Origin of the sequence: Micromonospora sp. CPCC 206060, assembly GCF_036906895.1 — a bacterium.
Taxonomy (GTDB): domain Bacteria; phylum Actinomycetota; class Actinomycetes; order Mycobacteriales; family Micromonosporaceae; genus Micromonospora.
On sequence record NZ_JBAKHU010000001.1, the window covers coordinates 39,391 to 55,622 of the forward strand.

The 16,232-nt window shown below is 72.1% G+C and carries 12 protein-coding genes; 4 read left to right on the forward strand and 8 right to left on the reverse strand.

The features are described 5' to 3' along the window. Positions 1-48: 48 nt before the first annotated feature. Positions 49-2,892 (reverse strand): leucine--tRNA ligase, encoded by a 2,844-nt coding sequence (gene leuS / locus V6U90_RS00210; RefSeq protein ID WP_334430386.1) that lies wholly within the window; start codon positions 2,890-2,892, stop codon positions 49-51. 565 nt (positions 2,893-3,457) lie between these two features. On the opposite strand from leuS, the gene V6U90_RS00215 reads away from it, so the two are divergent. The 3 genes from V6U90_RS00215 to V6U90_RS00225 are packed head-to-tail and all read left to right on the forward strand — an operon-like array spanning position 3,458 to position 8,277. Further along, positions 3,458-4,513: an AAA family ATPase gene (locus V6U90_RS00215; RefSeq protein ID WP_334430387.1), complete on the forward strand. Its 1,056-nt coding sequence runs from the start codon at positions 3,458-3,460 to the stop codon at positions 4,511-4,513. 3 nt (positions 4,514-4,516) lie between these two features. Further along, entirely contained in the window at positions 4,517-5,815 is a 1,299-nt protein-coding gene (locus tag V6U90_RS00220; RefSeq protein WP_334430389.1) for a DUF58 domain-containing protein, read from the forward strand. Continuing rightward, complete coding sequence (locus tag V6U90_RS00225) at positions 5,812-8,277, forward strand: transglutaminase TgpA family protein (RefSeq protein ID WP_334430391.1); 2,466 nt, start codon at positions 5,812-5,814, stop codon at positions 8,275-8,277. The genes V6U90_RS00220 and V6U90_RS00225 overlap by 4 nt, the downstream gene beginning before the upstream one ends. Positions 8,278-8,561: 284 nt before the next feature. Here the strand turns inward: V6U90_RS00225 and V6U90_RS00230 are convergent, their stop codons facing one another. From V6U90_RS00230 to V6U90_RS00260, 7 genes are all read right to left on the reverse strand, one after another. Then, positions 8,562-8,951 carry a DUF3040 domain-containing protein gene (locus V6U90_RS00230; RefSeq protein WP_208814838.1) on the reverse strand — a complete coding sequence of 130 codons (390 nt, stop codon included), beginning with the start codon at positions 8,949-8,951 and terminating at the stop codon, positions 8,562-8,564. A 116-nt stretch (positions 8,952-9,067) separates the two neighbouring features. Then, positions 9,068-10,330 carry a DNA polymerase IV gene (locus V6U90_RS00235; RefSeq protein ID WP_334430395.1) on the reverse strand — a complete coding sequence of 421 codons (1,263 nt, stop codon included), beginning with the start codon at positions 10,328-10,330 and terminating at the stop codon, positions 9,068-9,070. An 82-nt stretch (positions 10,331-10,412) separates the two neighbouring features. Next, the gene (locus V6U90_RS00240) at positions 10,413-11,582 is read right to left on the reverse strand and encodes an alkaline phosphatase family protein (protein ID WP_334430396.1); all 1,170 of its coding nucleotides are present in this window, start codon (positions 11,580-11,582) and stop codon (positions 10,413-10,415) included. Further along, a complete protein-coding gene (locus V6U90_RS00245; RefSeq protein ID WP_334430397.1) occupies positions 11,579-12,346 on the reverse strand; it encodes a methyltransferase domain-containing protein in 768 nt (255 codons plus the stop codon). Before V6U90_RS00245 ends, V6U90_RS00240 begins: the two co-directional genes overlap by 4 nt. Next, positions 12,339-12,992, reverse strand: coding sequence for a carbohydrate ABC transporter permease (locus V6U90_RS00250; protein ID WP_334430398.1), 654 nt, complete (start codon positions 12,990-12,992; stop codon positions 12,339-12,341). The genes V6U90_RS00245 and V6U90_RS00250 overlap by 8 nt, the downstream gene beginning before the upstream one ends. Continuing rightward, positions 12,989-13,981 (reverse strand): carbohydrate ABC transporter permease, encoded by a 993-nt coding sequence (locus V6U90_RS00255; RefSeq protein ID WP_334430400.1) that lies wholly within the window; start codon positions 13,979-13,981, stop codon positions 12,989-12,991. Before V6U90_RS00255 ends, V6U90_RS00250 begins: the two co-directional genes overlap by 4 nt. Positions 13,982-13,989: 8 nt before the next feature. Next, complete coding sequence (locus V6U90_RS00260) at positions 13,990-15,336, reverse strand: extracellular solute-binding protein (protein WP_334430401.1); 1,347 nt, start codon at positions 15,334-15,336, stop codon at positions 13,990-13,992. Positions 15,337-15,506: 170 nt separating this feature from the next. On the opposite strand from V6U90_RS00260, the gene V6U90_RS00265 reads away from it, so the two are divergent. After that, on the forward strand, positions 15,507-16,229 hold the full coding sequence (locus V6U90_RS00265) for a sulfite exporter TauE/SafE family protein (protein ID WP_334430402.1): 723 nt from the start codon (positions 15,507-15,509) through the stop codon (positions 16,227-16,229). Positions 16,230-16,232 lie beyond the last annotated feature (3 nt).

Here is a 16,232-nt window from a genome sequence, read left to right on the forward strand (position 1 = left end):
GCCACTTAACGGGGTGAACCACCCACCACAACTCCATGATCGGCGTGGTCAGGCGACGATGCTGACCATCCGGCCGGGTACCACGATCACCTTGCGCGGCTCCTTGCCGGCCAGCGTGCCGGCGACCGCCTCCAGGGCGGCGGCCCGCACGTCGACCTCGGCCGCGTCGGCGGGTACCTCGATCCGGCCGCGTACCTTGCCGTTGATCTGCACCGGGTAGGTCACCGACTCGGCGACCAGCAGGGCCGGGTCGGCCACCGGGAAGTCGGCGTACGCCAGCGAGCCGGAGTGCCCCAGCTTCTGCCACAGTTCCTCGGCGATGTGCGGGGCGAACGGCGCCACCATCAGCACCAACGGCTCGGCCACCTCGCGCGGCGTGGCCGGCAGCTTGGTCAGCGCGTTGGTCAGCTCGATCAGCTTGGCGATCGCGGTGTTGAACCGGATGCCCGACATGTCGCCCCGGACCCCGTCGATCACCCGGTGCAGCAGCCGGCGGGTCGGCTCGTCGGCCGGGGTGTCGGTGACCCGCAGTTCACCGGTGGACTCGTCGACCACGGTCCGCCAGACCCGCTGCAGGAAGCGGTACGCCCCGACGACCGCCCGGGTCTCCCAGGGCCGGGAGACCTCCAGCGGGCCCATCGACATCTCGTAGACCCGGAACGTGTCCGCCCCGTACACCTCGCACATCTCGTCCGGAGTGACCACGTTCTTCAGGGACTTGCCCATCTTGCCGTACTCGCGGCGCACCTCGGCGTCGCCGTGGAAGAAGGCAGCGTCGCGCTCGACGACCTCCTCGGCCGGCACGTACGTGCCCCGCGAGTCGACGTAGGCGTACGCCTGGATCATGCCCTGGTTGAACAGCTTCCGGAACGGCTCGACGCTGGAGACGTGTCCCAGGTCGTACAGCACCTTGTGCCAGAACCGGGCGTACAGCAGGTGCAGCACGGCGTGCTCGGCGCCACCGACGTACAGGTCGGTGCCCCCGGAGTCCCCCGCACCCTGCGGGCCCATCCAGTACCGCTCGTTGGTCGGGTCGACGAACCGGTCGGCGTTGGTCGGGTCCAGGTAGCGCAGCTCGTACCAGCAGGAGCCGGCCCACTGCGGCATCACGTTGGTCTCCCGGGTGTACCGCTTCGGGCCGTCACCCAGGTCCAGCTCCACCTCCACCCAGTCCCGGCGCCGGGACAGCGGGGTCTCCGGGTTGGAGTCGGCGTCGGTCGGGTCGAAGGTCTTCGGGGAGAAGTCGTCCACCTCGGGCAGCGCGACCGGCAGCATCGACTCGGGCAGCGCGATCGCGCTCCCGGAGGAGTCGTAGACGATCGGGAACGGCTCGCCCCAGTAGCGCTGCCGGCTGAACAGCCAGTCCCGCAGCCGGTAGGTGACCGCGCCGGTACCGTGCCCGTTGGCCTCCAGCCAGGCGATGATCCGGGCCTTGGCGTCGGTCACCCCCAGGCCGTTCAGGTCCAGGCCGCGCTCGGGCGCGGCGCTGTTGATCGCCGGACCGTCCCCGGTGTACGCCTTGCCGTCGAAGCCCTCCGCCGGCTGCACGGTCCGGATGATCGGCAGGTCGAACACCTCGGCGAAGGCCCAGTCCCGCTCGTCCTGGCCGGGTACCGCCATGATCGCGCCGGTGCCGTAGCCGGCCAGCACGTAGTCGGCGACGAAGATCGGGATCTGCGCCCCGTTGACCGGGTTGGTGGCGTACGCGCCGACGAAGACACCGGTCTTCTCCTTGGCGTCGGCCTGCCGCTCCACGTCGGTCTTGGCCGCCGCCGCCTTGCGGTACGCCTCGACGGCCGCCCGGGGGCTGGCGTGCCCACCGGTCCAGGCGTCCTTCGTACCGGCCGGCCAGGCCGCCGGGACCAGCGCGTCGACCAGCTCGTGCTCCGGGGCCAGCACCATGTAGGTGGCGCCGAAGACGGTGTCCGGTCGGGTGGTGAAGACCCGCACCGGCGCACCGGCGGCGGTCGGGAAGTCGATGTGCGCCCCGGTGGACCGGCCGATCCAGTTGCGCTGCATCAGCTTGATCGGCTCCGGCCAGTCCAGCAGCTCCAGGTCGTCCAGCAGCCGGTCACCGTAGGCGGTGATCCGCATCATCCACTGTTTCAGGTTGCGCTTGAAGACCGGGAAGTTGCCCCGCTCGGACCGACCGTCGGCGGTGACCTCCTCGTTGGCCAGCACGGTGCCCAGTCCGGGGCACCAGTTCACCGGCGCCTCGGAGACGTACGCCAGCCGGTGGTCGTCGACGATCCGGCGCCGCTCGGCCGGGTCCAGCTCGGCCCACGGCCGGCCGTCCGGGGTGGGCCGGCTGCCCGCCTCGAACTCGGCGACCAGCTCGCTGACCGGCCGGGCCCGGCGGGCCTCGCTGTCGTACCAGGAGTTGAAGATCTGCAGGAAGATCCACTGCGTCCAGCGGTAGAAGTCCACGTCGATGGTGGCCACCGAGCGCCGGTCGTCGTGCGCCAGTCCCAGCCGGCGCAGCTGGGCCTTGTACCGCTCGATGTTCGCCTCGGTGGTGGTCCTGGGGTGGGTACCGGTCTGCACCGCGTACTGCTCGGCGGGCAGGCCGAACGCGTCGAACCCCATGGCGTGCAGCACGTTGCGGCCGGCCATCCGCTGGAAGCGGGCGTAGCAGTCGGTGCCGATGTAGCCCAGCGGGTGCCCGACGTGCAGGCCGGCGCCGGACGGGTAGGGGAACATGTCCAGTACGTACAGCTTCTCCGCGCCGGCCCGGGGGTGGTCCGGGTCGGCCAGCGGACCGGTCGGGTTGGGCGCGTGGAAGGTGCCCCGCTCCTGCCAGATCTGCTGCCAGCGGGTTTCGATCTCACCCGCCAGCGCCGCGGTGTACCGGAAGGGTGGCGTGTCGGTCGCCGGTGCGACTGCCTCGGTCATGGCGTCTCCTTGCCTCGCTCGTCACCGCCAGGGCAACCCCCGCGTCGTGCTGGCTGGTGACCTCGTGTCGTACTGGCTGTCGGGTGGTCAGGAACGGTGCGGATCCGGGGCACAAAAAAGCCCCTCGCGCACGAGGGGCAGCCGTGCTGTCGCGCGGTCAGCGCATCAGCACGGCTCGGTAAGGAGCAGGAAGAACCCGGCCATGAGCGGATTGTAGCGGGTCCGGCCCGACCACGTGCGTCCGAACCGGTCGTACCATCCGGTCGACCTGCGGAGTGGGCAGCGAGTCGCATCATTGTCTGACCACTCAGTGAAGTGGTTACTGTCCGTTCCGTGTTCGGGACATGATTTTCCTACCGCTCTGTCACCAACCGTGGTCGGCGTCCCGCCGCATTACGGCTAGCCTGAATCATGCGGGTGGCCCGGACCACACATCCGTTCGGTCAACCCGCGAACCTATCGGCGGATCCAACCGATCTAGACAGGGCGGATCCACCGACCTGGCGGAAGAGCGGGTCCCATCGGCTCTGGCCAGAGCAGCCACGCAGCGACGAGGAGGAGGCCCGTGACACAACAGACCTGGGACGAGTTGGGCGGCACACTGCCGCAGGACGAGTTCCGTGCCGCGAGCGACGCCATCGTCGCCAACATCGAGCAGGTCATCGAGGGCAAGACCGCCACCGTACGGCTGGCCCTCGCCGTCCTGCTCGCCGAGGGACACCTGCTCATCGAGGACGTGCCGGGGGTGGGCAAGACCAAGCTGGCCAAGGCCCTGGCCCGCTCGATCGACTGCTCGGTACGGCGCATCCAGTTCACCCCCGACCTGCTGCCCAGCGACGTCACCGGGGTCAGCGTCTACAACCAGGAGAACCACGACTTCGAGTTCAAGCCGGGCGCCGTCTTCGCCAACCTCGTCGTCGGCGACGAGATCAACCGGGCCTCCCCGAAGACCCAGTCCGCGCTGCTGGAGTGCATGGAGGAGCGGCAGGTCACGGTGGACGGGGTCAGCTACGAGCTGCAGACCCCGTTCATGGTCATCGCCACCCAGAACCCGATCGAGATGGAGGGGACGTACCCGCTGCCGGAGGCGCAGCGGGACCGGTTCACCGCCCGGATCGCGATGGGCTACCCGGACGCCGGGGCCGAGCTGGCCATGCTGGACGGCCACGGGGCGAGCGACCCGATCCACGAACTGCGCCCGGTCTCCGACGCCGCGACGGTCCGCCGGCTGATCGCCACGGTCCGCAACATCCACGTCGCCGACGCGGTGAAGCAGTATGCGGTGGACCTGGTCACCGCCACCCGGGAGGCACCGGACCTGCGGCTGGGCGCCTCCCCCCGGGCGACGCTGCAACTGCTGCGCACGGCCCGCGCGGTGGCCGCCCTGGAGGGACGCGACTACGTGCTCCCCGACGATCTCCAGGCGCTCGCGGTACCCGTCCTGGCGCACCGGATCATCCCCACCGCGGACGCGCAGCTGGCCCGCCGGACCACCGACGCGATCGTCTCCGACCTGGTGCACCGGCTCCCCCTGCCACACGACCGGCGCCGCTCCCCCTACGACACCCGCCCGACCGGCGAGAGCAACGGGCGGTCCCGGTACGAGCCACGAGGGCGGTGACCGATGCGCGAAGGGCTACACGGGCTCACCACCCGGGGGCGTTCGTTCCTGGCCGCCGGGGTGGCGGCGGCGCTCTCCGCGCTGATCCTCGGCGAACGGGATCTGCTCCGGGTGGCGTTCCTGCTCGCCGTCCTGCCGCTGCTCGCCGCCGTCTACGTCGGTCGCAGCCGGTACAAGCTGGCCTGTAGCCGTTCGCTGGAACCGCACCGGGTACCGGTCGGGGCCACCTCCCGGGTGGTGCTCCGGCTACAGAACATGTCCCGGTTGCCGACCGGGACCCTGCTGTTGGAGGACCGGCTGCCGTACGCGCTGGGCAGCCGGCCCCGGGTGGTGCTGGAACGACTCGGCGCGCAGCAGGCCAGCTCGGTGGCGTACACCGTCCGGGCGGACGTCCGGGGCCGGTACGACGTGGGCCCGCTGGTGGTCCGGATGACCGACCCGTTCGGGCTCTGCGAGTTGTCCCGGGCCTTCCCCAGCACCGACCGGCTGACGGTGGTGCCCCAGGTCGTCCCGCTGCCCACCGTCCGGCTGCCCGGCGAGTACAGCGGCACCGGGGACAGCCGGGCCCGGTCGGTCGCGGTACACGGCGAGGACGACGCGGCGACCCGGGAGTACCGGCGCGGTGACGACCTGCGCCGGGTGCACTGGAAGTCGACCGCCCGCACCGGCGAACTGATGGTGCGGCGGGAGGAGCAGCCCTGGGAGAGCCGGGCGACCGTGGTGCTGGACACCCGGTCGCAGGGGCACCGGGGCGAGGGGCCGACGGCGAGCTTCGAATGGGCGGTCTCGGCCGCCGCCAGCATCGCCGTCCATCTGCGGCACAACGGGTACAAGCTGCGCCTGGTCACCGGCTCGGGGGCGGACGTGGACGCCAGCGAGGCCGCCGGTGACGGGCTGGTGCTGGACCATCTGGCGGAGGTGCGGCTCACCGGTCGGACCGACGTGGCGGCCCTGGTGGAGCAGATCCGGCAGCGGGCCGACGGCGGGCTGGTCATCGCGCTGCTCGGCAACCTCACCCCCGCCGAGGCCGAACTGCTCTCCGCGATACGCGGCAACAACGCCACCTGCGTGGGCTTCCTGCTGCACAGCAGCACCTGGCTCAACCTGCCCGAACGGGCGCGGGCCGAGGCGGAGCAGGCGCACGAGGCGGCATCGCGGGCGCTGATGCACAGCGGCTGGCGGGTGATCGGGGTCGAGCACGGCGGCAAGCTGCCGATGCTGTGGCCGCAGGCGGCCCGGGGTTCGCAGGGCTTCGCCTGGCGGGCCGCGCTGGCCGAGACCGTGGCGGGAGGCGTGCGGTGACCGGACAACGCAACCTCGGACTGATCGCCGCAGTGGCGACGATCCTGGCCTCGGCACCGCTGTCGGCGATCTTCCAGCGGTGGACCTGGCTGATCCAGACCATCCTCGCAGTGGCCCTGGTCGCCGGGGTGGCCGCGCTGCTGCGGCTGCTGCGGGCACCGGTCTGGGCGCAGGGGCTGGGCATGACCGCCGGGCTGCTGCTCGGGTTGACCTGGATGTTCCCCGGCGGCGGGGAACTGCTCGGGATACTGCCCACGCCATCGACCTTCACCCACTTCGGTGACCTGCTGACCGGCTCGTTGCGCGACATGCGGGCGTACGGGGTGGAGGTGCCGGACACCGAGCCGTTGCTGTTCATCACCGTGCTCGGGGTGGGCGCGGTGGCGGTGCTGGTGGACCTGCTCACCGTCGGGTTGCGCCGGCCGGCGCTGGCCGGGCTGCCCATGCTGGCCATCTACTCGGTACCGGTGGCGGTCTACGTGGACAGCGTCCCGCCGGTGCCGTTCGTCATCGGCGCGGCCGGTTTCCTCTGGCTGCTGGTGGCCGACAACGTCGAGCGGGTACGCCGGTTCGGCCGGCGGTTCACCGGCGACGGGCGGGACGTCGACGTGTGGGAACCCTCCCCGCTGGCTGCCGCCGGGCGGCGGCTCGCGGTACTCGGCGTGGCGATCGCCGTCGCGTTGCCGCTGGCCGTACCCGGGATGACCGGTGGGCTGCTGGACAGGTTCACCTCGGGCAGCGGTGACGCCACGGGCCAGCCCGGGGCGGGTGGGTCGTCCGGGGAGATCGACCTGTTCGCCGCGCTGAGCGGTCAGCTCAACCAGTCCGAGACCACCGACCTGGTCAAGGTGACCACCGCCGAACCCAGCCCGTTCTACCTCCGCTTCGGGGTGGCGGACGAGCTGCGGCCGGACGGGTTCCGGGTTCGCAACCCGAGCGGCGCCGCGGTCAACAAGGGGCTGCCGGAGCCCCAGCCGGCCCCCGGCGGGGTGACCCGGCGGCAGTACCAGGCGGAGGTGGAGGTCACCCGGGACCTGAACATGCGGTTGCTGCCGGTCTACGACGAGCCGGTCCGCGTCCGGGGCCTGGACGGCAACTGGCTCTACGATCCGGACCTGGACGTCGTCTTCGCCAAGCGCGGCACCTCGCGGGGAAAGAAGTACTCCTTCGACTACGTCCGCTCGACGTACACCCCGGAGGTGCTGCGGGCCGCCCGACCGCTCAGCGCGGACGCGTCGGTACTCGCCGAGCAGACCGCCCGGCCGATCGTCCCGGAGGTCGAGAACCGGGTCAAGGAACTCGTCGCGGGCCGCACCACCGAGTACGACAAGGTCCGGGCGATCTACGACTTCTTCTCGGCGAAGAACGGCTTCCGATACCAGCTCAGCACCGAACGCGGTACCAGCGGCCAGGAGATCGTCGACTTCCTGGAGAACCGGGTCGGCTTCTGCCAGCAGTACGCGGCGGCGATGGCCTGGCTGGTCCGGGCGGCGGGTATCCCGACCCGGGTGGCGTTCGGGTTCACCAACGGCAGTGGCCGGCAGGGCGACACCTACACCCTGACCAACCGCAACCTGCACGCCTGGACCGAGGTCTTCTTCAACGGCATCGGCTGGGTACCCTTCGACGCCACTCCGGCCGACAGCGTGGTCGGTTCGGCCCGCTCGGCGTGGGCGCCGAACGCCGACGCTCCCGACCCCGTGCCGTCGAGTTCGACGACCACCGCGCCGGGCGGGGTGCAGGCGTCGGCCGGGCCGGACGGCCCGGACGCCGCCGACCGCGAGCTGGAGGCCGACCTGAACACGGCGGCGGGTACCGGCGGCTCGGAGTCACCGAACTGGCCGTGGTGGCTGCTGGGCGTGGTCCTGCTGGCCGGCCTGCTGGCGGTGCCGGCACTGCGTCGGGCCGCCCTGCGGCGGAGCCGGCAACCGCACCGGGCGGGCTCTGCGGGCACCGGGACGAGTGTCCGGGCGGCACCGGGTGGGAGCGGGCCGACCACCGGCATGGTGGTCCTCGACTCGGACGTGCAGCGGGCCCGGGCCGACGCGCACGCGGCATGGGCCGAGTTGCTGGACACGCTGGTGGACTTCCGGATCCCGGTGGACCGGACCGAGACCCCACGGGCCACGGCGGACCGGCTGGTCCGGCAGGGTCTGGACGAGCCGGCGGCCGAAGCGGCCCGGCTGCTCGGCCGGGCGGAGGAACGGGCCCGGTACGCCCGTGAGCCGCTCACCGGAGGTCAACTGCCTCCCGCGCTGCGCTCGGTACGCCGGGCGCTGGCCGCCGAGGCGGACCGGCGGACCCGGGTCCTGGCTGCGGTGCTTCCGCCGTCGGTGCTGCTGCACTGGCGTACCTCGGTCGGTGACACCTCGTCCCGCCTGGTGGCTGCGGTGGGCCGGCTGCGCACCTCGATGCTGCGGTGGAATCCGCGACGGCTCCTGGCCAACCGTCCGGCCCGCTGACCGGTCGCCGCCGGGCGTGGTCGCGACCGCGCCCGGCGGCGAGGCGGGTTCGGCAGCCGCCCCAACCGGGAGAACTGAGCAGGGATTCTGTTTTCCGCCCGGCCGGTCGACCCGCGACGGGACGGCGTCAACCGGCCGCCGTGCCGGGCGCAGCCCGTCCCCTGCCACCGGGCAGACGTCGACCGGTCACCGGGCAGGGCGCCGACCGGTCACCCGGCAGGCGCCACCCGGAGCTCTGCGGGCAGGTGGCATCCCACCACCGGCCCGGTCGGCGCGCCAACGGACTAGCGGTGGCCCTCCGGGCGCTGACGCCACCGGTCTTCAAGTCGGTCCAGTAGTGACGACCGGCGCCGGCTGGGACGACGGCCCTTGCTGGTGGTCCCGCCCACGACGTGCAGGTCGGGCGAACTCGCCCGACGCTGCGACTGCACCGCGAACGCGGCCGAGGCCAGCATCACGACAAAGCCCGCCACTGCCACTGGTGGCACCTTGATCACCGCGCCGTACACCACCAGGGCCAGGCCAGCAATGATCACGCCGGCAGCGACGAGCAGGCGACGACGCGCGTGGAAGCGCGGGTCGCTGGCGCGCACGGCCGAGGCGAATTTGGGGTCCTCGGCAAGCGACCGCTCGATCTGCTCGAACAGCCGCTGCTCGTGCTCCGAGAGCGGCACGGCACTCCTCCCCGGTCACGTTGGTCGGGCCCGGTCGGGCCGACAGACCGTGGCAGCCAACCGGCTGCTTACCCGCCAGTCTACGAGGGGGTTCGGCAGTCGGAAAGCGGGACGACCTATGGCCGCGCCGGATTTTCGTTCCGGCGGGAATCTGTGCTGCCCAGAAGGCTGGCCGGACCGACCGCGGAACGCCCGAATCTGGCCGCCACCGCGTCGGCGGCGGCCTCCGCCTCCCGCCAGCCCCGCTCCGGCGCGCCCAGGACCAACTGCTGCGGGCTGGCGGCACGGTCGGCGAGACCTTCGGCCCGGACTCCGACCAGCCTAATCCGGTCCCCGGGGTCAAGTGCGGTGAATAGCGCCCAACTGGTCTGGAAGATCTCCCGGGCGGTGTCGGTGGCGACCGGCAGGGTCCGGGACCGGTTGACGGTACTGAAGTCGGCCAACCGGATCTTGATCGAGACGGTCCGGCCCACCTGCCCGGCCCGGCGCAGCCGAACACCGACCTTCTCCGACAGGCCCAACAGCACCCGCCGGATCACCAGCGGATCGGCGACGTCGGCGTCGAAGGTCACCTCGGCCCCGATCGACTTCTCCACCCGCTCGGGGCTGACCCGGCGTGGGTCCCGGCCGTGGGCCAGCTCGTGCAGATGGGTCGCCGCCGCCGCACCGAGCGCCCGGCGCAGCATGCCGGACGGGGCGGTGGCGAGATCACCGACGGTGTTCAGGCCGAGCCGGCGCAGCGTCTCGGCCGCCCGCTCCCCCACCCCCCAGAGGGCGTGCACCGGCAACGGGTGCAGAAATTCACGCACCCGGTCGGCCGGTACCACCAGCAGGCCGTCGGGTTTGGCCCGGGTGGAGCCGAGTTTGGCGACGAACTTGGTCGGCGCCACCCCGACCGAACAGGTCAGCCCCTCCTGCTCGGCCACCCGGGCCCGGATCAGCCGGGCGATCTCCACCGGCCGGCCGAGCAGACGCCGGGCCCCGGCGACATCCAGGAACGCCTCGTCCAGGGAGAGCGGCTCGACCAGCGGGGTGACGTCCCGGAAGATCGACATGACCGCCCGGGAGGCCGCGTCGTAGGCGGTGAAGTCCGGCGGCAGGAACACCGCGCGCGGGCAGAGCGCCCGGGCCCGTGCGGTCGGCATCGCACTGCGGACGCCGTACCGCCGGGCCTGGTAGCTGGCGGAACTGACCACGCCACGCGGCCCCGTCCCGCCGACCACCACCGGGCGCCCGCGCAGCTCCGGCCGGCGGCGCACCTTGACCGAGGCGAAGAAGGCGTCCATGTCGACGTGCAGGATGGGACTGCCGGTGTCGTCCCCGTCCGCGCCGAAGCGCGGATCGTCGCCGCCGCGCGGCACCGTCTGACTCCGTCCCACACCGGCAGGTTAACCCCCGGCTACGACAGTCCCCACCCTGGTCAGTGGGCCCCCGGCCCCGGTCGGTGCCGGATCACCCGCGTCAGCCCCGAACCACCAGCAGCGGGATGGTCATCTCGGCCGCCGTGCAGGAACCGTGGTAACCGATCAGCCCGGCCTCACCGGGATCGGTCCGGCTGGCGACCACCGCGTACGTCGACCGGCAGACCACCACCACGTCGCCGACCCGGCGCAGGTGCGCCTCCGGTACCGGGCCGAACCAGCCCGCCGCCACCGCCTCCTGACGGGTCAGCACCTCCGCCGCCGCGCCGAGCAGCTCCGACCAGGTGGCCAGCACGTCGGCCACCGCACCCGGCTCGGTATGCAGGTAGCGCACCCGGGCCTCACCGGCGACCAGGTGCACGCCGGCCCGCAGGCGGGGATCGCTGTCCAGGTCGAACCGGTGGTCGGCAGGGACGTTGAGCTGCCCGTGGTCGGCGGTGACCAGCAGCGCCGCGTCCGGTGGCAGCCCGTCGACCAGCCGGGCGAGCAAACCGTCCACCTCGGCGGCGGCCACCCGCCAGGAGACCGAGTCGATCCCGGTGACGTGGCCCCGGGAGTCCAGGTCGGGGTGGTACGCGGAGACCAGGGTGGGGCCGCCCCCGGCGGCGAGCGCGGCCAGCATCTCGGTGGCGAGCGCATCGGTGCCGGCGGCGCCCCGGTAGTCGCCGCCGGAGTTGGCGGCCACGGTCAGGCCACTGCCCGCGTACTCGGGACGGCTCACCACGGTCACCGCGACCCCGGCCGCCCGGGCGCGTTCCAGCTGGGTGGGGACCGGCTGCCAGACCCGGGGTTCCGGGTCGTCGGACCAGTTGACGTGGGTGAGCACCCGGTCGGTGTCCGGTACCCGGACCCGGAAGCCGAGCACCCCGTGCACGCCGGGTGCGGCGCCGGTACCGAGGGTGACCAGGCTGGTCGGCGTGGTCGACGGGAAACCCGAGGTGAGCGGGCGGCCCACGGTGGCCGTCAGGCCCGCCAGGGTCGGCGCGTACGGCGCCGCGACGGGGATCTGGTACCAACCGAGACCGTCGATGAGCAGCACCGCGATCCGGCGCACCCCGGCCAGCCGGGCGGTGAGCCCGAGCGGATCGGCCGACCCGGGCACCCCGAGCACGGCCAGCGCGCTGGGCAGCACGTCGGCCAGGCTCGCGGTGCCGTAACGCGGACTGACCGGGGCGAACGGGTCGGGCCCGGTTCCCGCCTCTGGGGTCATGCCGGCCGGCGGGCGAAGAGGTGCAGCTGGGCGGCGAAATCCCGGTAGGGCGGACGGGACGCGGCGGCCAGCTCCAGCTCCAGCAGGGCCGCCGGGTCGCCGTCGGCGGCCACCGCCGGGATCAGGTCGGCGAAGACGCGTACCCCGTGCACCGACTCGACGGCGAGCCCGCCCCCGGTGAGCAGCGCGGTGGCACCGTCGGCGTCGTAGCGCCGGCGCAGGGTGTCCCGGGGACCGGCGTGCGTGTCCGGGTCGGCGAGCAGCGCCGCGGCCACGTCCAGGTGCCCGTTCATCGCCCGGCTCAGCACGGCGGCGGCCCGGCCGGCGACCAGTACGCTCGCCGCGCCACCGGGGCGCAGCGCGTCGACCAGCGCCCCGACCACCGCCACCGGCTCGTCGACCACCTCCAGCACGGCGTGGCAGAGCACCAGGTCGACACTGCCCGGCTCGACCAGTCCGGCCAGTGCGTCGCCGTCGCCCTGTACGGCGCGTACCCGGTCGGCGACCCCGGCCTCGGCGGCCCGGCGGGTCAGCGCGGCGAGCGCGTCGGGGCTGGCGTCCACCACGGTCACCCGGTGCCCGGCGTCGGCCAGCGGTACGGCGAAGCCACCCGTACCGCCACCGATGTCCAGCACGGTGAGGGTCTCCCCGGCACGTCGGTCCAGCTCACGGCGGAGCACGGACCAGACCACGGCGGTACGGGGGGTCAGCTGCGGCCCGGTGAGGGCTCCTCGTGTCTGCTCCACACCGACGAGACTAGTCACTGTCACCTCCCCGGCGCCCCCACCGGGTCAGCCCTTCCGGCCGGTGGTGGCGATGCCCTCCACGAAGTGCCGCTGGGCGAGGAAGAAGAGGATCAGCATCGGCACGGTGGCGATGACGCTGCCCGCGAGGACCACCTCCCACTGCCTCGAAGTACTCCCGGGGCAGGGAGAGCAGGAACTGCCGGAGCAGGAAGATGTAGAACGCCGAACCGAACAGGTTGCCGGCCCAGAGCGGTACCTGGGTGTCGGTCAGCCGCAGCTCCGACCAGATCAGGTACGTCGGGATCATGGTGACCGCGAACGGCAGCATCATGGTGGCCAGCACCAGCCCGAAGAGCAGGTCCCGGCCGGGGAAGCGGAAGTAGGCGAAGCCGAACGCCACCCAGGCACTGGAGATGGTCACCGCTGCGGCGGCGGCGATCCCGACCACCACGCTGTTGAACAGCCAGGTCAGCAGGGGTACCGCCGACCATGCCTCGACGTAGTTGTCCAGGGTGAAGGGCACCGGCAGGAACCCGGTACCGAAGACGTACTCCCGGGGGCGCAGCGAGGCGCTGATCAGCCAGACGAACGGCAGCGTGAAGAGCACCGCCGCACCGGTCAACGCGGCCAGGTGGGGCAACCTCCGGAGCAGGGTACGGCTCATCGGTGGTCCCCCTCGTAGTAGACGAAGCGGTTGCTGAGCTTCACCTGGAGCAGGGTGATCAACAGGATGATCACGAAGAGCAGCCAGGCCATCGCCGAGGCGAAGCCCATGTGCAGGAACTGGAACGCCTCCTGGAACAGGTGGATGACGTAGAAGGTCGCCGCGTCGCTGTTGAACCGGTTCTGGGTCTCCCGGTTGCCGAAGTACATGGTGTAGACCTCGGTGAACATCTGCAGCGAGGCGATGGTGTTGACGATCAGCGTGAAGAAGAGCGCCCCGGAGATCATCGGCAGGGTCACGCTGCGGAACCGGGCCCCGGCGCCGGCCCCGTCGATGCTGGCCGCCTCGTAGAGGTCGCGCGGCACGTTCTGGAGCGCGGCCAGATAGATGATCACCGTGGAGCCGAGGCTCCAGAGGCTCATCAGCACGATGCCCGGCAGCATCCAGTCCGGGTCGGTGGTCCAGCTCGGCCCGTCCACCCCGACCAGCGCCAGCCCCCGGTTGATCAGCCCGTCCTGGGTGTTGAGCAGCAGCAGGAAGAGGATGCCGACGGCCACCGCCGGGGTCATCACCGGCAGGTAGAAGACGGTACGGAAGAAGCCCTGGAACCGACCGACCCGGTTGAGCAGCAGCGCCAGCCCCAGCGAGATCACCATCACCAGTGGTACGTGCAGCGCCGTGTAGTAGACGGTGTTGCCCAGGCTACGGGCGACCTGTGGATCCGCCACCAACTGCCGGTAGTTGTCCAGCCCGGTGAACCGGGGTTCGTTGATCACGTCGTACTCGGTGAGGCTCAGCCAGGCGCTGGCGATCATCGGCCCGGCCTGGAAGGCCAGGAACCCGACGATCCACGGGGCGAGGAAGACGTACGCCCAGCGGGCCTCCCGCCGGGCCGACGGCGAACGACCGGGCCGCAACGGCGGGCGGCCGGGGCCGGCCAGCGGCGCACGGGCCCGCCGCCGGCCGGCGGGAACGGTTGCGGTACCCATGCCAGGGCCTACCTCGACGCCCGGTCCAGGGCGGCGGCGGCCTCCTGCTGGGCCCGGAGCAGCGCCTCGGCCGGCTGGCTCTGACCGGCCAGCACCCGGTTGACCGCGTCGTACCACGCCTTGTCGAACTCGGCGCCGGCCGGTGAGGCGGGCATGGAGAACGCGGCGGCCTGCACCGACCGGATGGTCTGCACCGCGTCGTCGAAGCGTGGGTTACCGGTGGGGCGCCAGATCTCGGTGAAGATCCGCTCGTCGGCCCGGACATTGCCGGTGTAGACCCCGGTGAACGGCAGACCGGCCGCCCGGCGCGCCTCGGCCCGGGCCCTGGCGGCGGCCACCCAGGTGTCGGTGGCGGTCATCCGCGTCGCGAAGGCGCACGCCGCGTCCGGGTTCTTCGCGCCCCTGGGTATCACCCACGCCGACCCGGAGGCCATGGTCAGCGGCCGGCCCTGCCGGTCGACGAAGGGTTTGACCACCAGCTCGGCCTTCGGGGTGTTCTTGGCCGCGACGTTGAGGAACCAGTCCTCCATCGGCCAGACGGCGATCTGGTTGCGGGCCAGCGGGCTGGCGGCACCGAAGAAGTCGAAGGTGTCCCGGAACGACCTGAACCGCCCCCAGCCGCCCTGGTCGCGGATCAGCTCCAGCCCGGTGGTCAGTGCCTCGACCACCTTCGGGTCGCCCAGATGGGGGGTACGCCCGTCGACGGAGAGCAGTTCCACCCCGTTGGCCTTCGCCCACATCGGCAGGAACTCCGGGATCTTCGGGTCGACGCCGATCCGGGTCAGCTTCCCTCCGGCGACCCGCGCCAGCTTCGCGTTCAGCGCCGGCAACGCGGCCCAGTCGGCCAGGTTGACGTCGGCGGCGGTCAGTCCGGCCTCCCGCAGTACCGCCTCGTTGAGGTAGACCACCCGGACGCTGTAGAACTCCGGGAGTCCGTAGACGGTGCCGTCCAGGGTGACCTGCTGCCGCGCCGCCGGCCGGTACTGGTCGAGGTCGACCTTCTGCCGCTCGATGCAGTCGGTCAGCGGTTGGAGCGACCCCCGCCGGGCGTACGTGCCGATCAGCTTGCGGTCCAGGTAGACCAGGTCCGGCGGGTTACCGGCGGCGACCGCGGAGAGGAACTGCTGCTCGTCGAAGGCACCTTCGGTGATCTTCAGCTCGATGTCCGGACTGTCCCGCCGGAAGGCGTCCACCCGGGTTGTCGCGATCTCGTCGGGCAGGCCGAACCCCATTGTGGTCAACGTGCCCGTACCACCGGTCGCGCCGGAGTCCGGACCGCCGCCGACACCCCCGCAGCCGGCCAGGGTGAGCGTGAGTACCCCCACGAACGCGCTGATGCGCCGTAACCGTGACATGACTCCTCCTGGAGATACCGGGCGGGCCGCACTGCCCGCGCCGGGCACCGGGTTCTCCCGTTCGTCGATGTCCCAAACTCCTTTCAGGAGGCTTGGGGCCCGGTGCGCTGTGTGCGGGATCTCCACCCGTTACGGTTGGCAGGTAGGTCCCCGTTTGCCAGGCTCACCGGGTGTCCAGCCTGCTCACCACCTTCGGCATCGTGCTGCTCGCCGCCGTCGCCCAGGCGGTCAGCGGGTTCGGCTTCGCCCTGGTGGCGGTACCCCTGCTGGCCGTGACCACCGACGCCCGCACCGCGGTGGTCGCCACGTCGCTGGCCAGCCTGGCACTGACCCTGATCACCATGGCCCGGGAGTGGCGGTACGTCCGGTGGCGGACCGCCGGGCTGCTCACCGGCACCGCCGTGCTGGGCATGCCGGTCGGCCTGCTGATCCTGGTGGTCACCCCGGACCGGTTGCTCACCGCCCTGATCGCGGTGGTGGTGCTGGGCTGCGCCATGCTGGTCTGGTCCGGCGTCCGGATGCGCACCGGACGGCCGGCGGTCGGGGCGGTCGGTGTCCTGGTCGGGGTGCTGACCACGGCCACCGGGGCGAACGGCCCACCACTGGTCGCCGCGTTCCACTCGTTCGGATACGACCCGCGCACCTTCCGGGCCACCCTGGCCGCGATCTTCACCGGCAGCGGGGCCATCGGGATCGTCGGGTTCCTCGCCGCCGGCCAGGTGGACGCCGGCACACTGCGGATCGCCGTACTCGGCTTGCCGGCCGTGGCACTGGGGTGGTGGCTGGGCAACCGGGTCTTCGCCAGGGTCGGCCCGGCCACCTTCCGGCGGATCACGCTGGTCGGGCTGACCGCCAGCGCGGGTGCCGCGATCGTCCAGAGCCTGACCGGCTGATGA

What these genes read in the sequence shown, in the direction of transcription:
- leuS (WP_334430386.1), bottom strand. Translation starts at nt 2,892, where the DNA reads ATGACCGAGGCAGTCGCACCGGCGACCGACACGCCACCCTTCCGGTAC.
- V6U90_RS00220 (WP_334430389.1), top strand. Translation starts at nt 4,517, where the DNA reads ATGCGCGAAGGGCTACACGGGCTCACCACCCGGGGGCGTTCGTTCCTG.
- V6U90_RS00240 (WP_334430396.1), bottom strand. Translation starts at nt 11,582, where the DNA reads ATGACCCCAGAGGCGGGAACCGGGCCCGACCCGTTCGCCCCGGTCAGT.
- V6U90_RS00250 (WP_334430398.1), bottom strand. Translation starts at nt 12,992, where the DNA reads ATGAGCCGTACCCTGCTCCGGAGGTTGCCCCACCTGGCCGCGTTGACC.
- V6U90_RS00255 (WP_334430400.1), bottom strand. Translation starts at nt 13,981, where the DNA reads ATGGGTACCGCAACCGTTCCCGCCGGCCGGCGGCGGGCCCGTGCGCCG.
- V6U90_RS00260 (WP_334430401.1), bottom strand. Translation starts at nt 15,336, where the DNA reads ATGTCACGGTTACGGCGCATCAGCGCGTTCGTGGGGGTACTCACGCTC.